This window comes from Methylophaga sp. OBS1, from assembly GCF_026319365.1.
Window position 1 is genome coordinate 168,352 of the sequence record NZ_JAPDMS010000006.1, and the last position, 16,088, is coordinate 184,439.

The 16,088-nt window shown below is 51.7% G+C and carries 16 protein-coding genes and 4 tRNA genes; 13 read left to right on the plus strand and 7 right to left on the minus strand.

All coding sequences use genetic code 11. The features are described 5' to 3' along the window. Positions 1-530: 530 nt before the first annotated feature. From djlA to hslV, 7 genes are read right to left on the minus strand one after another with little or no spacing between them, the layout of a single operon-like run. Positions 531-1,352 (minus strand): co-chaperone DjlA, encoded by an 822-nt coding sequence (djlA, locus tag OMQ46_RS15435; RefSeq protein WP_266238348.1) that lies wholly within the window; start codon positions 1,350-1,352, stop codon positions 531-533. Positions 1,353-1,357: 5 nt separating this feature from the next. Continuing rightward, positions 1,358-3,022 (minus strand): ubiquinone biosynthesis regulatory protein kinase UbiB, encoded by a 1,665-nt coding sequence (gene ubiB, locus OMQ46_RS15440; protein ID WP_266238350.1) that lies wholly within the window; start codon positions 3,020-3,022, stop codon positions 1,358-1,360. Positions 3,023-3,053: 31 nt separating this feature from the next. Then, the gene (locus OMQ46_RS15445) at positions 3,054-3,644 is read right to left on the minus strand and encodes a ubiquinone biosynthesis accessory factor UbiJ (RefSeq protein WP_266238352.1); all 591 of its coding nucleotides are present in this window, start codon (positions 3,642-3,644) and stop codon (positions 3,054-3,056) included. A gap of 1 nt (position 3,645) precedes the next feature. Next, positions 3,646-4,392: a bifunctional demethylmenaquinone methyltransferase/2-methoxy-6-polyprenyl-1,4-benzoquinol methylase UbiE gene (ubiE, locus tag OMQ46_RS15450; protein WP_266238353.1), complete on the minus strand. Its 747-nt coding sequence runs from the start codon at positions 4,390-4,392 to the stop codon at positions 3,646-3,648. A gap of 7 nt (positions 4,393-4,399) precedes the next feature. Continuing rightward, entirely contained in the window at positions 4,400-4,756 is a 357-nt protein-coding gene (locus tag OMQ46_RS15455) for a DUF971 domain-containing protein (protein ID WP_266238354.1), read from the minus strand. 8 nt (positions 4,757-4,764) lie between these two features. Beyond that, a complete protein-coding gene (hslU, locus tag OMQ46_RS15460) occupies positions 4,765-6,084 on the minus strand; it encodes an ATP-dependent protease ATPase subunit HslU (protein ID WP_266238420.1) in 1,320 nt (439 codons plus the stop codon). Positions 6,085-6,089: 5 nt separating this feature from the next. Further along, a complete protein-coding gene (gene hslV / locus OMQ46_RS15465) occupies positions 6,090-6,635 on the minus strand; it encodes an ATP-dependent protease subunit HslV (RefSeq protein WP_266238355.1) in 546 nt (181 codons plus the stop codon). 185 nt (positions 6,636-6,820) lie between these two features. Here hslV and OMQ46_RS15470 point away from each other — a divergent pair. The 13 genes from OMQ46_RS15470 (at position 6,821) to rpoB (ending at position 16,077) form a co-directional block, all read left to right on the plus strand. Further along, positions 6,821-6,905, plus strand: a tRNA-Tyr gene (locus OMQ46_RS15470). 26 nt (positions 6,906-6,931) lie between these two features. Then, positions 6,932-7,005, plus strand: a tRNA-Gly gene (locus tag OMQ46_RS15475). A gap of 34 nt (positions 7,006-7,039) precedes the next feature. Continuing rightward, positions 7,040-7,115, plus strand: a tRNA-Thr gene (locus tag OMQ46_RS15480). Positions 7,116-7,194: 79 nt separating this feature from the next. Continuing rightward, complete coding sequence (gene tuf, locus OMQ46_RS15485) at positions 7,195-8,385, plus strand: elongation factor Tu (RefSeq protein ID WP_266238356.1); 1,191 nt, start codon at positions 7,195-7,197, stop codon at positions 8,383-8,385. A 59-nt stretch (positions 8,386-8,444) separates the two neighbouring features. Further along, a tRNA-Trp gene (locus OMQ46_RS15490) sits at positions 8,445-8,520 on the plus strand. A gap of 39 nt (positions 8,521-8,559) precedes the next feature. After that, on the plus strand, positions 8,560-8,898 hold the full coding sequence (secE, locus tag OMQ46_RS15495) for a preprotein translocase subunit SecE (protein WP_266238357.1): 339 nt from the start codon (positions 8,560-8,562) through the stop codon (positions 8,896-8,898). 13 nt (positions 8,899-8,911) lie between these two features. Then, the gene (gene nusG, locus OMQ46_RS15500) at positions 8,912-9,445 is read left to right on the plus strand and encodes a transcription termination/antitermination protein NusG (RefSeq protein ID WP_266238358.1); all 534 of its coding nucleotides are present in this window, start codon (positions 8,912-8,914) and stop codon (positions 9,443-9,445) included. Between the two features lie 77 nt (positions 9,446-9,522). Beyond that, complete coding sequence (rplK, locus tag OMQ46_RS15505) at positions 9,523-9,957, plus strand: 50S ribosomal protein L11 (protein ID WP_266238360.1); 435 nt, start codon at positions 9,523-9,525, stop codon at positions 9,955-9,957. After that, complete coding sequence (rplA, locus tag OMQ46_RS15510) at positions 9,957-10,649, plus strand: 50S ribosomal protein L1 (RefSeq protein WP_266238361.1); 693 nt, start codon at positions 9,957-9,959, stop codon at positions 10,647-10,649. The genes rplK and rplA overlap by 1 nt, the downstream gene beginning before the upstream one ends. A gap of 217 nt (positions 10,650-10,866) precedes the next feature. Beyond that, on the plus strand, positions 10,867-11,394 hold the full coding sequence (gene rplJ, locus OMQ46_RS15515) for a 50S ribosomal protein L10 (protein ID WP_266238363.1): 528 nt from the start codon (positions 10,867-10,869) through the stop codon (positions 11,392-11,394). A gap of 56 nt (positions 11,395-11,450) precedes the next feature. Further along, positions 11,451-11,828: a 50S ribosomal protein L7/L12 gene (gene rplL / locus OMQ46_RS15520; RefSeq protein ID WP_266238365.1), complete on the plus strand. Its 378-nt coding sequence runs from the start codon at positions 11,451-11,453 to the stop codon at positions 11,826-11,828. Further along, a complete protein-coding gene (locus OMQ46_RS15525; RefSeq protein ID WP_266238367.1) occupies positions 11,806-11,997 on the plus strand; it encodes a hypothetical protein in 192 nt (63 codons plus the stop codon). Before rplL ends, OMQ46_RS15525 begins: the two co-directional genes overlap by 23 nt. 3 nt (positions 11,998-12,000) lie before the next feature. Beyond that, a complete protein-coding gene (gene rpoB / locus OMQ46_RS15530) occupies positions 12,001-16,077 on the plus strand; it encodes a DNA-directed RNA polymerase subunit beta (protein WP_266238369.1) in 4,077 nt (1,358 codons plus the stop codon). The last annotated feature ends 11 nt before the right edge of the window (positions 16,078-16,088 follow it).

A 16,088-nucleotide genomic window follows, 5' to 3' on the forward strand; every position in this document is an offset into this window, starting at 1 on the left:
TGGGACGCTGCCGCGGGGCGTTCATTTATTTTGTTTGCCCAAAATAAACGAACCAAAGAAAAAGGCACCCGCTATTGCCTTCATCCAAAAATTAACCTTCTTTGATGGCGTGGTCGACAACTCGCTACGCTCAAACACTCGACCACTTAACCCATCAAACAAGCCTAATTTTTGGCGGCAATAACACGGGGCGAAAAGCGTTCCCTATTTCCCCTTTGTGCTGACGAGTAGCGCAGGGGTATCTGGATAAGGATTGGGCAGTGTCTGATTCGTGGCATCCCTGCCACTCACCCTTCGGGCGCCCCTGTCGTCCAAATTTGTTCCAGACAAATTTGTGAGCGCAGCGAGTTTTGTCCAATCCCAAGATAAACCGAGCAACGCAGTGAAGCCGCAGGCCAGCACAGTGGGGCGGCCTAGGGTTGTTAGGGATTTGGCCGCGCAAATCCCTGACTCGCCCTCAAGGCGAAATCTGTATCTGAAAGATTAAATGTTTTTGAGTAGTGGAAACCGGAGGAGGTCTGAATAAGCTGCTAAATCCCCCGGTGCTTCTTTATCAAATCATAAGCCACCTGAATCTCCTTGGCCTGCTCGGTGGCGACCGCGATCATATCTTCCGGCACACCCTGGCCGGTTAATTTATCCGGATGATACTGGCTCATCAGTTTGCGGTAGGCACGTTTGATTTCCTGATTACTGGCTTCTTTGCTGACGCCCAGCGCTTTGTAGGCATCATCCAGGTCGCTGGCGCTGGAGCGCCCGGGCTGACGATACTGCTGCTGCCCGCTGGAGAAGTGAGCCTGACTCAACACCATTTCCAGAATGCGCTTGAATTCTGCCTGACTGTAGCCGAGATGGGCGGCAATCTGCTCCAGAATCTGGCGTTCAGATGGATCCAGCTGACCGTCAGCGAGCGCCATGACGGTGAGATAGACCAGCAGCACCTGTCTCAGATTAAAGCTGCGGCCGCAGTGGGTCATGAAGTTGTCCAGTGTCGGCTTGATATCGAAGCCAGGGTCGGCACCGCGTTTGAACTGGCGAATTGCTTCCTGACGATGTTCAGCCGACATCCCCATTTTCTGGATAAAAGCTTCGACGTGATCAATCTCAATCTGGGAGATGCGGCCATCGGCTTTGGCCAGTTTGCCCATCAGTACAAACACGGTTTCCAGAAATACCGCCTGGCGTTGCTGCGACTTGAGTGGGTTCAGACTGAAATTGAACTGCGGCATGCGGCCGGTGATGGCGGCATAGATTAGGCCAATGATAACGCCGAAAACGGCAAGAACCAGAATACCCAGTCCCATCGTGCCCAGCAGGATAATGCCCAGAATCAGGGCGATAAATCTAAACATAAGCGTTAATTTCTATTGCTAAGACTGAAATAGAGCAGGGCGATACCCCATATTCCGAATACCCAGCTCAATATGGGCAGGCCGCCGAGCATGGTGGGGGCATAGCCATCCAGCCCCTTCATCACGGCGGCGCCGACCAGAAAAGCCGCGCCGCTGGTTGCTGCGGCCGTGCGGTAACTGGACTGGCGGATTTCCTGTTGCAGTTTCTCCAGATCGCTGGAGGATAAATTCACATGCAGTTTGCCTTGCTGGGCCTTATTGCTTAAATCATGCAGCAGACGCGGCATCTGCGGCAGGGTTTCAGCCCAGTGTGGCGCTTCCTGTTGCAGGGTTTTCATCGCTGCTTTCCAGCCCAGTTTTTCTTTCATCCAGTGTTCAAGAATGGGTTTGGCACTTTGCCACAAATCCAGATCCGGGTATAGCTCACGACCCAGACCTTCGATATTAAGCAGGGTTTTCTGCAGTAGGACCAGCTGTGGCTGCACTTCCATGTTAAAGCGGCGCGCAGTCTGAAACAGTCTTAACAGCAACTGACCGAAAGAAATATCTTTCAGTGGCCGGGCAAAAATCGGTTCACAGACACTGCGGATAGCTGCTTCGAACTCATCGAGTCGAGTATTGGCCGGTACCCAGCCAGATTGAATATGCAGTTCGGCAACCCGCCGGTAATCATGATTGAAAAAGGCCAGGAAGTTTTCTGCCAGATAGCGCTGATCATCGGGTGACAGCGTGCCCATAATGCCGAAGTCAACGGCAACGTAGCGTGGGTTTTCCGGGTCGTTGATGTCGACCATAATGTTGCCCGGATGCATATCAGCATGGAAGAAACTGTGTTTGAACACCTGGGTGAAGAAGATTTCGACCCCGATTTCAGCCAGTCTGGCCATATTCACGCCACGATCTCTCAGCCCCTGCACATCGCTGATGGGCATGCCGTAAATGCGTTCCTGTACCAACAGGTTGGTGCGGGTCAGGGACCAGTAAACCCTGGGCACGTAGAGCAGTTTGGTGCCCTCAAAATTGCGCTGCAGCTGCGAGGCAGAAGATGCTTCACGTAGCATATCCAACTCGTCGAACAGGTTCTTTTCCAGTTCGGCAACAATTTCTCTGGGGCGCAGACGTTTACCTTCCGACCAGTAACGCTCGGCAAAACCGGCGATGGTATAGAGCAAATCGATATCGCGGCGGATCAGTGGTTCGATACCCGGGCGGACCAGTTTGATGACCACTTCTTCGCCGTTAACCAACCGGGCGGCATGGACCTGGGCGATCGAGGCAGAGGCCAGGGGCTCCGGTTCGATATGCGCGAAATGATTATTAAGCGGTTCATCATAAGCCTGCTCAATCAGTTCGCGGGCCTGCTCGGCGGGGAAGGGCGCGACCTGATCCTGTAATTTAGCGAGGGAGTCGGCCACATCAGGTGGCAGCAAGTCGCGGCGTGTAGACAGAACCTGGCCGAACTTAACAAAAATCGGCCCCAGGTCCTGTAATGCCACCCGTAATCGTTCACCACGTGGCAGGCCACTGGAACGGCGCCAGCGGTTGGGAGACAGGAAGCTGAGATAGCGTAGCGGTCTGAGCAGATGAATCGCCTTAATCACCTCATCCAGACGGTGTCTGGCCAGCACATGATTAATTTGAATCAGTCGGGCAAACTGACTGGCCTTCATTCAGGGCTCCTTATGGTTGTGCTGAGTGAGATCATGACTTGTTTTCCAGCCGCTTAATCCGCGCTTCGAGGCGATCACAGTCGGCACGGAGTCTGTCAACAGCCTGCATATAGTCTTCAATCTGAATTTTATCCGGCAATAACTGGGCTTCTTCGCGCAGGTATTCAGACAGGCTTTGTTGCAGAGACTGGCTGCTGTCGCGTAGCCAGCCGAAACCCTGCCGCAGGCCGTAGGCGAGTGGTTGCGCAACCACATCACCGGTGATTCTGGCCAGTTGCTGTTCCCAGTCGAAATCAAACCCGTCCAGCAGATCCTGTAATTGCTTGGCAAACTGGACATCACCATGAATACGGATTTCTGAAGAAAACAGATTATCCGGGTGCTCGCCCAGTTTAAGCAGGGAAAAGCTGCTGCCGGCGATAAGCAGGTCTGTGCCTTCATCATCATTGTGACTTAATTTGATGGATTGCCGGTCAAAAGTAATGTGAACAAACTGATGCAGGTCGGTGATGTGAACCACGATGGTTCGCTGTTCAAAAGCCTTGAGACGATCGCAGGTATCCGGATCCTGCCGCAGCGCAGCATTCACAGCCCGTTCAATCGGTGTCAGCAGGCCCGCCATATCAGAATTTGTATCCCCGGTGCAGCGCCACAATACCGGCAGTCATATTGTGATACTGAGTTCGTTCGAAACCTGCGGTATCCATCATCTGTTTCAGGGTGTCCTGGTCCGGATGCATGCGGATGGATTCCGCCAGGTAGCGGTAACTGTCCTCGTCGCCGGTAATGACTTTGCCGATTCTGGGCAGCAGGTGGAAAGAATAGGCATCGTAAGCCTTGGCCAGCCAGTCGGCAGGTTTGGAAAATTCCAGTACCATCAATTGACCGCCGGGTTTGAGCACCCGATACATCGAGGCCAGTGCCTTATCCTTATCGGTCACATTACGCAGGCCGAAGGCCATGGTAATGCAATCAAAGCTGTTATCAGGGAACGGCAGTGCCTCGGCATTGGCCTGCACATACTCGATATTGCCGACCACGCCATCATCAGTCAGCCGGTCCCGGCCGACACTGAGCATGGAGGCATTGATATCGGCCAATACCACTTTTCCGCTGTCACCGACCATCTCTGAAAATTTGCGGGTCAAATCACCCGTGCCACCGGCCAGGTCCAATACTTTTGCACCACGTCTGACACCACTGTTATTGACGGTAAACCACTTCCACAGGCGGTGAATGCCCATCGACATCAGATCATTCATCAGATCGTATTTGCCGGCGACAGAATGAAAAACCTCGGCAACGTGACGGGCTTTGTCCGAGACCGGGACTTGGCGGTAACCAAAATGGGTGGTGTCTTTGTGTTCCATGTTTGTCCTAATGACGATGATGACCGGCGTCAGCCAGGCGTTGTAGGTAGTCCTGCCACAGCGCGTCCTGATTGGTGGCGAGATCGTACAGATAATCCCATGAATACAGACCACTGTCATGGCCATCATCGAAATAAATCTTAATGGCGTAATGGCCCACTGGTTCTATCTGATTGATGCCCACATTTTCCTTGTCAGTCTGTAACACTTCCTGACCGGGTCCATGACCGCGTACTTCTGCAGATGGCGAGAAGACCCGCAGATATTCGGCAGTCAGCTTATATTGTTGGTCCCCATAAGCCAGCCCCAGGCTTTTGGACTGCTTATGCAGGGTGATTTCAGTTGGAATTGCGTGTTCGGACATTGTGCTTCCTACAGTATGTAACGGGACAGATCTTCATCCTGTGCCAGTTCGCCCAGCTGTTTATCAACATAGGCTTTATCGACAGTCACCCGGAAGTTCAGTTCACTACCGGCGTTATAGGAAATATCTTCCAGCAGTCTTTCCAATAGTGTGTGCAGTCGGCGGGCACCGATATTCTCGGTCTTTTCATTGACCTCCCAGGCCAGCTCGGCAATACGCTGGATACCGTCGTCGGTAAACTCGAGTTCCACACCTTCGGTCCCCATCAGGGCGACGTACTGTTCTGTCAGAGAAGCATCGGGTTCGGTGAGGATACGGACGAAATCGGCGCTGGTCAGGGCATCCAGTTCCACCCGGATAGGCAGGCGACCCTGCAGTTCCGGTATCAGATCAGAAGGTTTGCTCAGATGGAAGGCGCCGGAAGCGATGAACAGAATGTGATCGGTTTTGATCATGCCGTATTTGGTCTGCACCGTGCTGCCCTCAACCAGTGGTAGCAAGTCACGCTGAACACCAGCCCGTGAGACATCGGCACTACCACTGCCTTCACCGCGGCCAGTAATTTTGTCGATTTCATCGAGAAACACGATGCCATTCTGTTCCACGCTGTCGAGCACTTCAGCCTTAAGTTCTTCCTCATTGATAAGTTTCAAGGCTTCCTCTTCAGCCAGTTGACGCATGGCTTTGGCGACAGTCAGTTTGCGCGTGCTTTTGCGTTGCTGGCCCATGTTCTGAAACATCTCCTGCAACTGGTTGGTCATCTCCTCCATGCCAGGTGGAGACATGATTTCAACACCGACTTGTGGCGCGTTGAGTTCCAGTTCGACTTCGCGGTCATCGAGTTTGCCTTCGCGCAGCATTACCCGGAAGCGCTGGCGGGTAGATGAATCCTCGTCGGACTCAACGTCCCGTGCAGGGCGTAGCAGAGCATCCAGAATACGTTCTTCAGCAGCATCTTCAGCTTTATTTTTCACTGACTTAATGGCTTTTTCCCGCAACAGCTTCATCGCAGTTTCCGCCAGGTCACGGATGATGGACTCAACATCGCGACCGACGTATCCCACTTCCGTGAATTTAGTGGCTTCCACCTTGATAAAGGGCGCATCAGCCAGGGCTGCCAGCCGACGGGCGATCTCAGTTTTGCCGACACCGGTGGGGCCAATCATCAGAATGTTCTTGGGGGTGACTTCCTGTTGCAGTTCATGACCGAGTTGTTTGCGCCGCCAACGATTACGCAGCGCAATGGCGACAGCTTTCTTGGCTGCTTCCTGGCCGATAATGCGTTTATTAAGTTCGTGGACGATTTGTTTTGGAGTCAGAGATTGCATAGTCATTAATTATTGGAATCCAACGTTTCAATAGTGAGGTTGTGATTGGTATAGATGCAGATGTCGGCGGCAATATTCAAGCCTTTCTCAACAATCTCGCGGGCAGATAATTCGGTGTTCTCCGCTAAGGCTGTTGCTGCCGCCTGGGCAAAGGGGCCGCCGGAACCGATGGCAATCAGTCCCTGCTCGGGTTCGATCACATCACCGTTACCGGAAATAATCAGAGATACCTCGTGATCAGCGACAGCCAGGAGCGCTTCGAGCCGCCGCATCATACGGTCAGTACGCCAGTCCTTGGCCAGTTCCAAGGCACTGCGGGTCAGATTGCCCTGGTGCTTTTCCAGTTTGCCTTCGAAACGTTCAAACAAAGTAAAAGCATCTGCGGTGCCGCCGGCAAAACCAGCAATCACTTTGCCGTGGTAGAGACGACGTACTTTGCGGGCATTGCCTTTCATAATAGTGTTGCCGAGACTGACCTGACCATCGCCGCCGATCACAACCTGGCCGTCACGACGGTACGAGAGAATAGTCGTACCACGGTACTGCTCCATAAATGACTCCTGTGAAAATTAGGCTGTAAAGAAGAGCCGATTAGTATACTATGTTGGGTTTGGCGCTGCAGTGTGTCGGGGAGAATGTCAGTTCTACCCATGCAAATAAGCGGCTTCTTGGAAATTGGCTGATTTTAAGTGTTGACAACGGTCAGGCTTTTCCGGAAAATGCCACTTCTTTTAGTGGAGGGGTTCCCGAGTGGCCAAAGGGATCAGACTGTAAATCTGACGGCTCCGCCTTCGGAGGTTCGAATCCTCCCCCCTCCACCATTTAGTATTTGCGAGTTTACTATTAAGCGGGTGTAGTTCAATGGTAGAACTCCAGCCTTCCAAGCTGACTACGTGGGTTCGATTCCCATCACCCGCTCCATTTTCTGCTTGGAAGATACAGTAAAAAGAATTCGGCCCGCATAGCTCAGTCGGTAGAGCGCATCCATGGTAAGGATGAGGTCATCAGTTCGATTCTGATTGCGGGCTCCATAATTGATTTTGATTAGGCAGGTTGTTCCTGCCTGTTTGATTTTTTGACATTAAAAAATTATTGGCGGGGAGACTGGTCATGTCTAAAACAAAATTTGAACGTTCTAAACCCCACGTCAACGTGGGCACTATCGGTCACGTTGACCATGGTAAAACCACTTTGACAGCAGCGCTGACCAAAGTATTGGGTGAAGCTTCTGGTGGTGAGTTCAAGGACTATGCGGATATCGATAACGCACCTGAAGAACGTGAGCGTGGTATTACCATTGCAACCGCCCACGTTGAGTACGAAACTCCAAACCGCCACTACGCTCACGTAGACTGCCCAGGTCACGCCGACTATGTTAAAAACATGATCACCGGCGCGGCTCAGATGGACGGCGCCATCCTGGTTGTAAACGCAGCTGATGGCCCGATGCCACAAACCCGTGAGCACATTCTGCTGTCTCGTCAGGTTGGCGTTCCGTACATCATCGTATATCTGAACAAAGCAGACATGGTTGATGATGCTGAGCTGATCGAACTGGTTGAAATGGAAGTTCGTGAACTGCTTGACACCTATGACTTCCCAGGTGATGACACGCCAATCATCGTCGGTTCTGCGCTGAAAGCACTGGAAGGCGACACCAGCGAAATCGGTGCTCCTTCTATCATCAAGCTGGCCGAAGCGATGGACGAGTATTTCCCAGAGCCAGAGCGTGCTGTTGACGGTGCGTTCCTGATGCCGATTGAAGACGTATTCTCAATCTCTGGTCGCGGTACTGTTGTGACCGGTCGTGTTGAGCGCGGCATCGTTAAAGTGGGTGACGAGCTGGAAATCGTGGGTATCAAAGACACCCAGAAAACCACTTGTACTGGTGTTGAAATGTTCCGCAAACTGCTGGACCAAGGTCAAGCCGGTGACAACGTTGGTGTTCTGCTGCGTGGTACTAAGCGTGAAGAAGTTGACCGTGGCCAGGTTCTGGCTCACCCGGGTACTATCACGCCACACACTGAGTTTGAAGCGGAAGTTTACATCCTGTCGAAAGATGAAGGTGGTCGTCATACCCCATTCTTTAATGGCTATCGTCCACAGTTCTACTTCCGTACCACCGACGTAACTGGTGCATGTGAACTGCCATCAGGTACTGAAATGGTTATGCCAGGTGATAACGTCAAAATGGACGTAACTTTGATCGCACCAATCGCGATGGAAGAAGGCCTGCGTTTTGCTATTCGTGAAGGTGGCCGCACCGTTGGTGCCGGTGTCGTCAGTAAGATCACGAAGTAAGCTGAAGGATGCCACCATGCTGAGCGCATCGGCGCTCAGCATTTTTGAGAGCATAGGATAGGCCAGTAGCTCAATTGGCAGAGCGACGGTCTCCAAAACCGTAGGTTGGGGGTTCGATTCCCTCCTGGCCTGCCATCTTATGTTTTCCTCAAAACGGATAATTATCGAATAATAATGGCAGACAACATCAAATTAATAGTCGCAGTCGTCTTAATGGCGGCTGCGATTGCTTTGTTTTATACCTACTCAGAGTATTCAACATTGCTTCGCGTCCTCGGTCTGTTGGCTGTGGCAGGTATTTCCTTGTTCATCGCATCTAAGACGGCTGTTGGTGCAAACACGCTGTCTTACATACGTGATACCAATATCGAAGTGCGAAAAGTGGTCTGGCCAACACGCCAGGAAACACTGCAAACCACATTGGTTGTCATTTTGATGGTCATGCTTGTCGCGCTGATGCTGTGGGGTATCGATTCTATTCTGGGTTGGGCGGTCCGCGCTCTGACGCTATAATACAGGGTTCCTAATGAGCAAACGTTGGTATGTCATTCAAGCTTATTCAGGCTTTGAAGCACAAGTGAAACGTTCTCTTGAAGAGCGCATTAATCGTCTTGGCCTGCAGGATAAGTTTGGCGAAATTCTGGTTCCGACTGAAGAAGTCGTGGAAATGAAAGAAGGCCAGAAGCGTAAAAGTGAACGCAAATTCTTCCCCGGCTACGTGCTGGTGAATATGGAAATGGATGATGAAACCTGGCACATCGTGAATGATCTGCCTCGCGTCCTGCGTTTTATCGGGGGTACTGGTGACCGCCCGGCGCCAATCAGCGAAGCAGAAGCCAATACCATTCTGCAACGCGTTCAGGATACGGCTGAAAGCCCGCGTCCGAAAGTGTTGTTCGAGCCGGGTGAAGTGGTCCGTGTGATTGACGGTCCGTTTAATGACTTCACCGGTGTTGTAGAAGAAGTGAATTACGAGAAAAGCAAGCTGCGGGTTGAAGTGGTCATCTTTGGCCGCTCAACACCGGTTGAGCTTGAATTCAGCCAGGTCGTCAAAGGCTAGGCTGGCAAAGCAAGTCCAGTTTAACTGGTTTTTATCACTGGGGAGCCGCAAGGCGTTTGTACCCGTAAGGAGTAAACATGGCAAAGAAAATTGAAGCTTATATCAAGCTGCAAGTGCCGGCAGGTGGTGCTAACCCAAGTCCACCGGTTGGTCCTGCTCTGGGTCAGCACGGCCTGAATATCATGGAATTCTGTAAAGCGTTTAACGCGCAGACACAGAACCTGGAAAATGGTCTGCCTATTCCTGTCGTTATCACTGTTTTTAACGACAAGAGCTTTACCTTTGTAACCAAAACCCCGCCAGCTTCTATCCTGCTGAAAAAAGCGGCCGGTCTGAAAAGCGGCAGCAGCCGTCCTAATACCGAGAAAGTCGGTACGGTTACACGTGCACAGTTGGAAGAAATTGCCAACACCAAAATGCCTGATCTGAATGCGGCTGATCTTGAAGCTGCTGTCAAAACGATCGCAGGTACTGCACGTAGCATGGGTCTGAACACGGAGGGTGTTGAGTAATGGCTGCTTTAGGTAAAAGAACACTCGCCATCCGCGAGAAATTGAAAGGCGCTGGTGCCTTTGCTATCGACGACGCTCTGGCATTTGTTAAAGAAAACGCTTCTGCCAAATTCGTTGAGTCTATCGACGTGTCAATTAACCTGGGCGTAGACCCGCGTAAATCTGACCAGGTCGTTCGTAGCTCTACTGTGATGCCAAACGGCACCGGCAAGACCGTTCGCGTTGCTGTTTTCGCCCAGGGCGCTAATGCTGACGCAGCAAAAGAAGCCGGCGCAGACGTCATCGGTTTCGAAGATCTGGCCGAAGACATCAAGAAAGGCAACATGGACTTTGACGTTGTCATCGCCACACCGGATGCGATGCGTATTGTCGGTCAACTGGGCCAGGTTCTGGGGCCTCGTGGCCTGATGCCAAACCCGAAAGTTGGTACGGTTACGCCGAACGTCGCTGAAGCGGTAAAAAACGCCAAAGCCGGCCAGGTTCGCTACCGTACTGACAAGGCAGGTATCATTCACTGCCCAATCGGTAATGCCAGCTTTGAAATTGACGCGCTGCGTCAAAACCTGCAGGCGTTGATCGATGACCTGAACAAGCTGAAGCCGAGCTCAGCCAAAGGTACATACATTAAGAAAATCAGTGTCTCCAGCACCATGGGTGCCGGTGTTACTGTCGATAAATCTTTCCTCGGCTAAGATTTATCAAACGAATTGGACCGCTCGTCACCGTTCTCGGTGGCGAGTCGTCTAAGACCGCAGGTAAGCAATTTTAATTGACCCATGTGAATGGGGCGGCCTGCGCAGACGGGTTCAGCTGCAGAATTTCTGAGTTGGATACCGTAAAGGGGGGAGTGGCAACACTTCCGTTTAGCAACTATTCATCCAGTAATGGATGAACCTAAGGAGGTCTTAGGTGGCTTTAAATCTCGAAGGTAAAAAGGCCGTCGTTGCTGAGGTCTCTGAAGTAGCAAGCAACGCGTTTTCTGCTGTTGCAGCAGAATACCGTGGTTTGACTGTTTCAGAAATGACAGAGCTGCGTGTTGCAGCGCGTAAGGAAAATGTTTACCTGCGCGTTATTCGTAACACACTGGCTCGCCGTGCGGTAGACGGTACTGATTTCGCCTGCATGCAGGAAGGAATGACTGGCCCGCTGGTATTTGGTTTTTCTATGGAAGATCCAGGTGCCGTTGCACGTGTCATGGGTGACTTTGCTAAAAACAACAAAAACCTCGAAGTAAAAATGGTTTCACTGGGCGGCAAACTGCTGCCAGCCAGCGAAATCGAAAAACTGGCTAAGATGCCGACCAAAGAACAGGCAATCAGCATGTTCATGGGTACGCTCAAGGCGCCAATCGAGAAATTTGTTCGTACGCTGCAAGCACCTACCAGCAAGATGGTACGTACGTTCGCGGCTGTCCGCGACGCGAAAGAAGCCGCTTAATCCGAGTTGGATTAGGCAAATTTATAAATTCTGTAAGCTTGAAATAGGTAATTATCATGGCTGTATCTAAAGACGATATCCTGGAAGCAATTTCCAACATGACTGTTGTTGAGGTCGTTGATCTGATCGAAGCAATGGAAGAAAAATTTGGCGTGACTGCTGCAGCACCTGTTGCTGCTGTTGCTGCTGCTCCTGCTGAAGGTGGCGCTGCTGCCGCTGAACAAACTGAATTCGACGTTGTTATGACCAGCTTCGGTGATAACAAAGTCGGCGTCATCAAAGTTGTTCGTGGCATCACTGGTCTGGGCCTGAAAGAAGCCAAAGAAATGGTTGAAGGCGTACCTGCTACAGTGAAAGAAGGCGTTGAAAAAGCTGAAGCAGAAGACCTCGTCAAACAACTGACTGAAGCTGGTGCAGCTGCTGAACTTAAGTAAGCATCGCATCGGTCGCGGTGGTCTGCGGACCACCGCGAAAAAGAAAATGGCTGGTGATTTTGGTCACCGGCCTTTTTCCGTTGCAGGCCGGGCGGTTTTGCCGGTCATTAACAAAACAATCTTTCCTGGATTTCACCGCCGTGAAATCAGGACGTTCTTCGAGGTGTAATACATGGCCTATACGTTTACCGAGAAAAAACGGATTCGTAAAGATTTTGGCAAACGTCCAATTGTCTTGAATGTTCCCAATCTGCTTGCTACGCAGGTTAACTCTTACCAAGACTTCCTGCAAATGGGCGTCGCTGCAGATGAACGCGGGGCAAAAGGGCTACACGCTGCTTTTGAATCAGTGTTCCCTATCAAGAGCCATACCGGCATGGCAGAGCTGCAATATGTCAGCTATCGCCTTGGCACCCCATCATTTGATGTGAAAGAGTGCCAACTGCGCGGTGTCACTTATGCCGCACCTCTGAGAGTCAAAATGCGTCTGGTCATTTATGACAAAGATGCCCCTGCCAAGCAAAAAGTCGTTAAAGACATCAAAGAGCAGGAAGTTTACATGGGTGAAATCCCGCTGATGACCGAGAAAGGTAACTTCGTCATCAACGGTACCGAACGCGTTATCGTGTCGCAACTGCACCGTTCACCCGGTGTGTTCTTCGACAGCGATCGCGGCAAAACTCACTCCTCGGGCAAGATCCTCTATAACGCCCGTGTTATCCCTTACCGTGGTTCCTGGCTCGACTTCGAGTTCGATCCGAAAGATTCTGTCTTCGTCCGTATCGACCGTCGTCGCAAACTGCCTGCCACTATTCTGCTGCGCGCGCTGGGATACAGTAACCAGGAAATGCTGGAAATTTTCTTCAGCAACGATAGCTTTGTCCGTAAGGGCGATGATTTCGAAATGGCGCTGGAACCGGCTCGTCTGCGTGGTCAGTCTGTGCCATTTGATATCGTCGATCCAGACGGTGAAGTGATTGTTGAAGCTGAGCGTCAGATCACCGGCCGTCATATCCGTCGTATGGAAAAAGCCGGTATGAACAGCCTGACCGTACCGACCAGCTTCCTGGTGGGTAAAGTCGTTGCCAAAGATATGGTTGATCCGGAAACCGGTGAGCTGTTGGCTAATGCCAACGATGAAATCACCACAGAGCTGCTGGAAGCCTTTGCTCGTTTCGATATCAATGAAATTGAAACGATCTACTCCAACGATCTGGACGACGGTCCGTTCATGTCGGACACCATGCGTCTGGATGAAACCCGCAGTGAACTGGAAGCCAAAATTGAAATCTACCGCATGATGCGTCCGGGCGAACCGCCGACAGAGGATGCCGCGGAAAATCTGTTTACCAGCCTGTTCTTCACCCTGGATCGTTATGATCTGTCCAGTGTCGGCCGGATGAAATTTAACCGCCGTCTGGGTCGCGAAGAAATGGAAGGCGAGGGCACCCTGTCCAAGGATGATATCCTGGCCGTGTTGAAAGAGCTGATCAAAATTCGTAACGGCAACGGTGTCGTCGATGATATCGATCACCTGGGTAACCGTCGTGTACGTAGTGTTGGTGAAATGGCTGAGAATCAGTTCCGTGTTGGTCTGGTTCGTGTTGAGCGTGCCGTACGTGAGCGTCTGAGCATTGCCGAGTCTGAAGGCCTGATGCCGCAACAGCTGATCAATGCTAAACCTGTCGCTGCAGCGATCAAAGAGTTCTTCGGCTCCAGTCAGCTGTCACAGTTTATGGACCAGAACAACCCGCTGTCAGAAGTCACCCATAAGCGTCGTGTTTCTGCATTAGGCCCGGGTGGTCTGACACGCGAACGTGCCGGCTTTGAGGTGCGTGACGTTCACCCGACTCACTACGGTCGTGTCTGCCCGATCGAGACCCCTGAAGGTCCAAACATCGGTCTGATTAACTCGCTGGCGACTTACGCCCGTACCAACGAATACGGTTTTATTGAAACCCCGTATCGTAAGGTTATCGACACCAAAGCGACTGATGAAATCGTTTATCTGTCTGCCATTGATGAAGGCGAATACAAGATCGCCCAGGCGACAATTGAACTGAATGAAGATGGTTCCATCGCCGAAAACATGGTCCACTGCCGTTACCGTGGTGAATCCTCACTGACACCATCTGAACAGGTGCAGCTGATGGACGTTTCACCACGTCAGGTGGTGTCTGTGGCTGCGTCCTTGATTCCATTCCTGGAACACGATGATGCCAACCGCGCCCTGATGGGTTCTAACATGCAACGTCAGGCTGTACCGACGCTGCGTGCGGACAAGCCGCTGGTTGGTACCGGTATCGAACGTGTTGTGGCACAGGATTCCGGCGTGATGGTTACCGCTAAACGTGGTGGTTTCGTCGACTCTGTTGACGCCAGCCGTATCGTTATTCGTGTTAACGATGATGAGACCGAAGCCGGTGAATCAGGGGTAGATATCTACAACCTGATTAAGTATGCCCGTTCCAATCAGAGCACCTGTATCAACCAGCGTCCGATTGTGAAGCCGGGTGATCAGGTGGCTTCAGGCGATGTACTGGCCGATGGTCCGTCAACCGACAAAGGTGAACTGGCGCTGGGTCAGAATATTCTGGTCGCCTTCATGCCCTGGAACGGTTACAACTTCGAGGATTCCATTCTGGTCTCTGAACGAGTGGTGGAAGAAGATCGCTTCACGACCATTCACATTCAGGAACTGAACTGTCTGGCCCGTGACACCAAACTCGGTACCGAGGAAATCACCAGTGATATTCCGAACGTTAGCGAGAGCGCACTGTCCAAATTAGACGAATCCGGTATTGTCTACGTGGGTGCTGAAGTCAAGCCGGGTGATATCCTGGTGGGTAAAGTGACACCCAAGGGTGAGACCCAGCTGACACCGGAAGAAAAGCTGCTGCGTGCCATTTTCGGTGAAAAAGCCGCAGACGTGAAAGATTCATCCTTACGCGTTCCATCAGGCACTTACGGTACAGTGATTGACGTTCAGGTCTTTACCCGCGACGGCGTGGAAAAGGACGAGCGAACTCAGGAAATCGAAAAGGCCGAACTGGAAAAAGTCTGGAACGACCTTAAAGACCAAAACCGTATCCTGACCGAAGACGTGTTTGCCCGACTGGAGCGAGCGTTGACTGGTAAAGTCGCCGAAGCCGGTCCTGATTTGAAGAAAGGCACCAAGCTTACTAAAGCCTATCTGCAAGGTCTGGAGCATGCGAAATGGTTCGACATTCGGATGGAATCGGAAGAGCTTAATACCCTGCTGGAACAGGCCAACGCCCACCTCAAGCAGTACCGTCAGGAAATGGAGGAAGCGTTTGAACACAAGAAAGAGAAACTGACTTCAGGTCATGATCTGGCACCAGGCGTTCAGCGTATGGTGAAAGTGTTCCTGGCTGTGAAACGTCGTATCCAGCCTGGTGATAAGATGGCGGGTCGTCACGGTAACAAAGGTGTTATTTCCAACATCGTACCGGTTGAAGACATGCCATATACCCAGGATGGCCGTCCGGTCGATATCGTACTGAACCCGTTGGGTGTACCTTCACGGATGAACATCGGTCAGATTCTGGAAGTGCATCTGGGCTGGGCCGCGAAAGGTCTGGGTTACAAGATCCAGGATATGCTGGAACAGCAGAAAGCCGTTTCCGACCTGCGTGAGTTCCTGGACAAGGTCTACAACACCAGTGGTAAGAAAGAAGATCTGGATTCCCTGACTGATGAGGAAATCATCGAGCTGGCGAAGAACCTGAAAGACGGCGTGCCACTGGCGACACCGGTGTTCGACGGTGCCAACGAAAATGAGATCAAGGACATGCTGGAACTGGCCGATCTGCCACGCAGTGGTCAGGCGAAACTGATTGACGGCCGTACTGGTGAATTCTTCCACCGTCCGGTGACCATCGGTTACATGCATATGCTGAAACTGAACCACTTGGTCGATGACAAGATGCATGCCCGTTCTACCGGTCCTTACAGCCTGGTCACACAACAACCGTTGGGTGGTAAAGCCCAGTTCGGTGGTCAGCGTTTCGGTGAGATGGAGGTCTGGGCACTGCAGGCTTACGGTGCTGCCTACACCCTGCAGGAAATGCTGACTGTGAAATCGGATGATGTGAATGGTCGGACCAAGATCTACAAAAACATCGTTGATGGTGATTATCGTATGGATGCAGGTATGCCTGAATCCTTCAAAGTACTGACCCGTGAGATTCGTTCTCTGGGTATCGACGTCGACCTGGTCGAAGAGTAAGCGATACCAAG

Excerpts from the sequence above, each read along its gene's own strand:
- djlA (WP_266238348.1), bottom strand. The coding sequence starts at position 1,352 with ATGTTTAGATTTATCGCCCTGATTCTGGGCATTATCCTGCTGGGCACG.
- ubiB (WP_266238350.1), bottom strand. The coding sequence starts at position 3,022 with ATGAAGGCCAGTCAGTTTGCCCGACTGATTCAAATTAATCATGTGCTG.
- OMQ46_RS15445 (WP_266238352.1), bottom strand. The coding sequence starts at position 3,644 with ATGGCGGGCCTGCTGACACCGATTGAACGGGCTGTGAATGCTGCGCTG.
- ubiE (WP_266238353.1), bottom strand. The coding sequence starts at position 4,392 with ATGGAACACAAAGACACCACCCATTTTGGTTACCGCCAAGTCCCGGTC.
- OMQ46_RS15455 (WP_266238354.1), bottom strand. The coding sequence starts at position 4,756 with ATGTCCGAACACGCAATTCCAACTGAAATCACCCTGCATAAGCAGTCC.
- hslU (WP_266238420.1), bottom strand. The coding sequence starts at position 6,084 with ATGCAATCTCTGACTCCAAAACAAATCGTCCACGAACTTAATAAACGC.
- hslV (WP_266238355.1), bottom strand. The coding sequence starts at position 6,635 with ATGGAGCAGTACCGTGGTACGACTATTCTCTCGTACCGTCGTGACGGC.
- tuf (WP_266238356.1), top strand. The coding sequence starts at position 7,195 with ATGTCTAAAACAAAATTTGAACGTTCTAAACCCCACGTCAACGTGGGC.
- secE (WP_266238357.1), top strand. The coding sequence starts at position 8,560 with ATGGCAGACAACATCAAATTAATAGTCGCAGTCGTCTTAATGGCGGCT.
- nusG (WP_266238358.1), top strand. The coding sequence starts at position 8,912 with ATGAGCAAACGTTGGTATGTCATTCAAGCTTATTCAGGCTTTGAAGCA.
- rplK (WP_266238360.1), top strand. The coding sequence starts at position 9,523 with ATGGCAAAGAAAATTGAAGCTTATATCAAGCTGCAAGTGCCGGCAGGT.
- rplA (WP_266238361.1), top strand. The coding sequence starts at position 9,957 with ATGGCTGCTTTAGGTAAAAGAACACTCGCCATCCGCGAGAAATTGAAA.
- rplL (WP_266238365.1), top strand. The coding sequence starts at position 11,451 with ATGGCTGTATCTAAAGACGATATCCTGGAAGCAATTTCCAACATGACT.
- rpoB (WP_266238369.1), top strand. The coding sequence starts at position 12,001 with ATGGCCTATACGTTTACCGAGAAAAAACGGATTCGTAAAGATTTTGGC.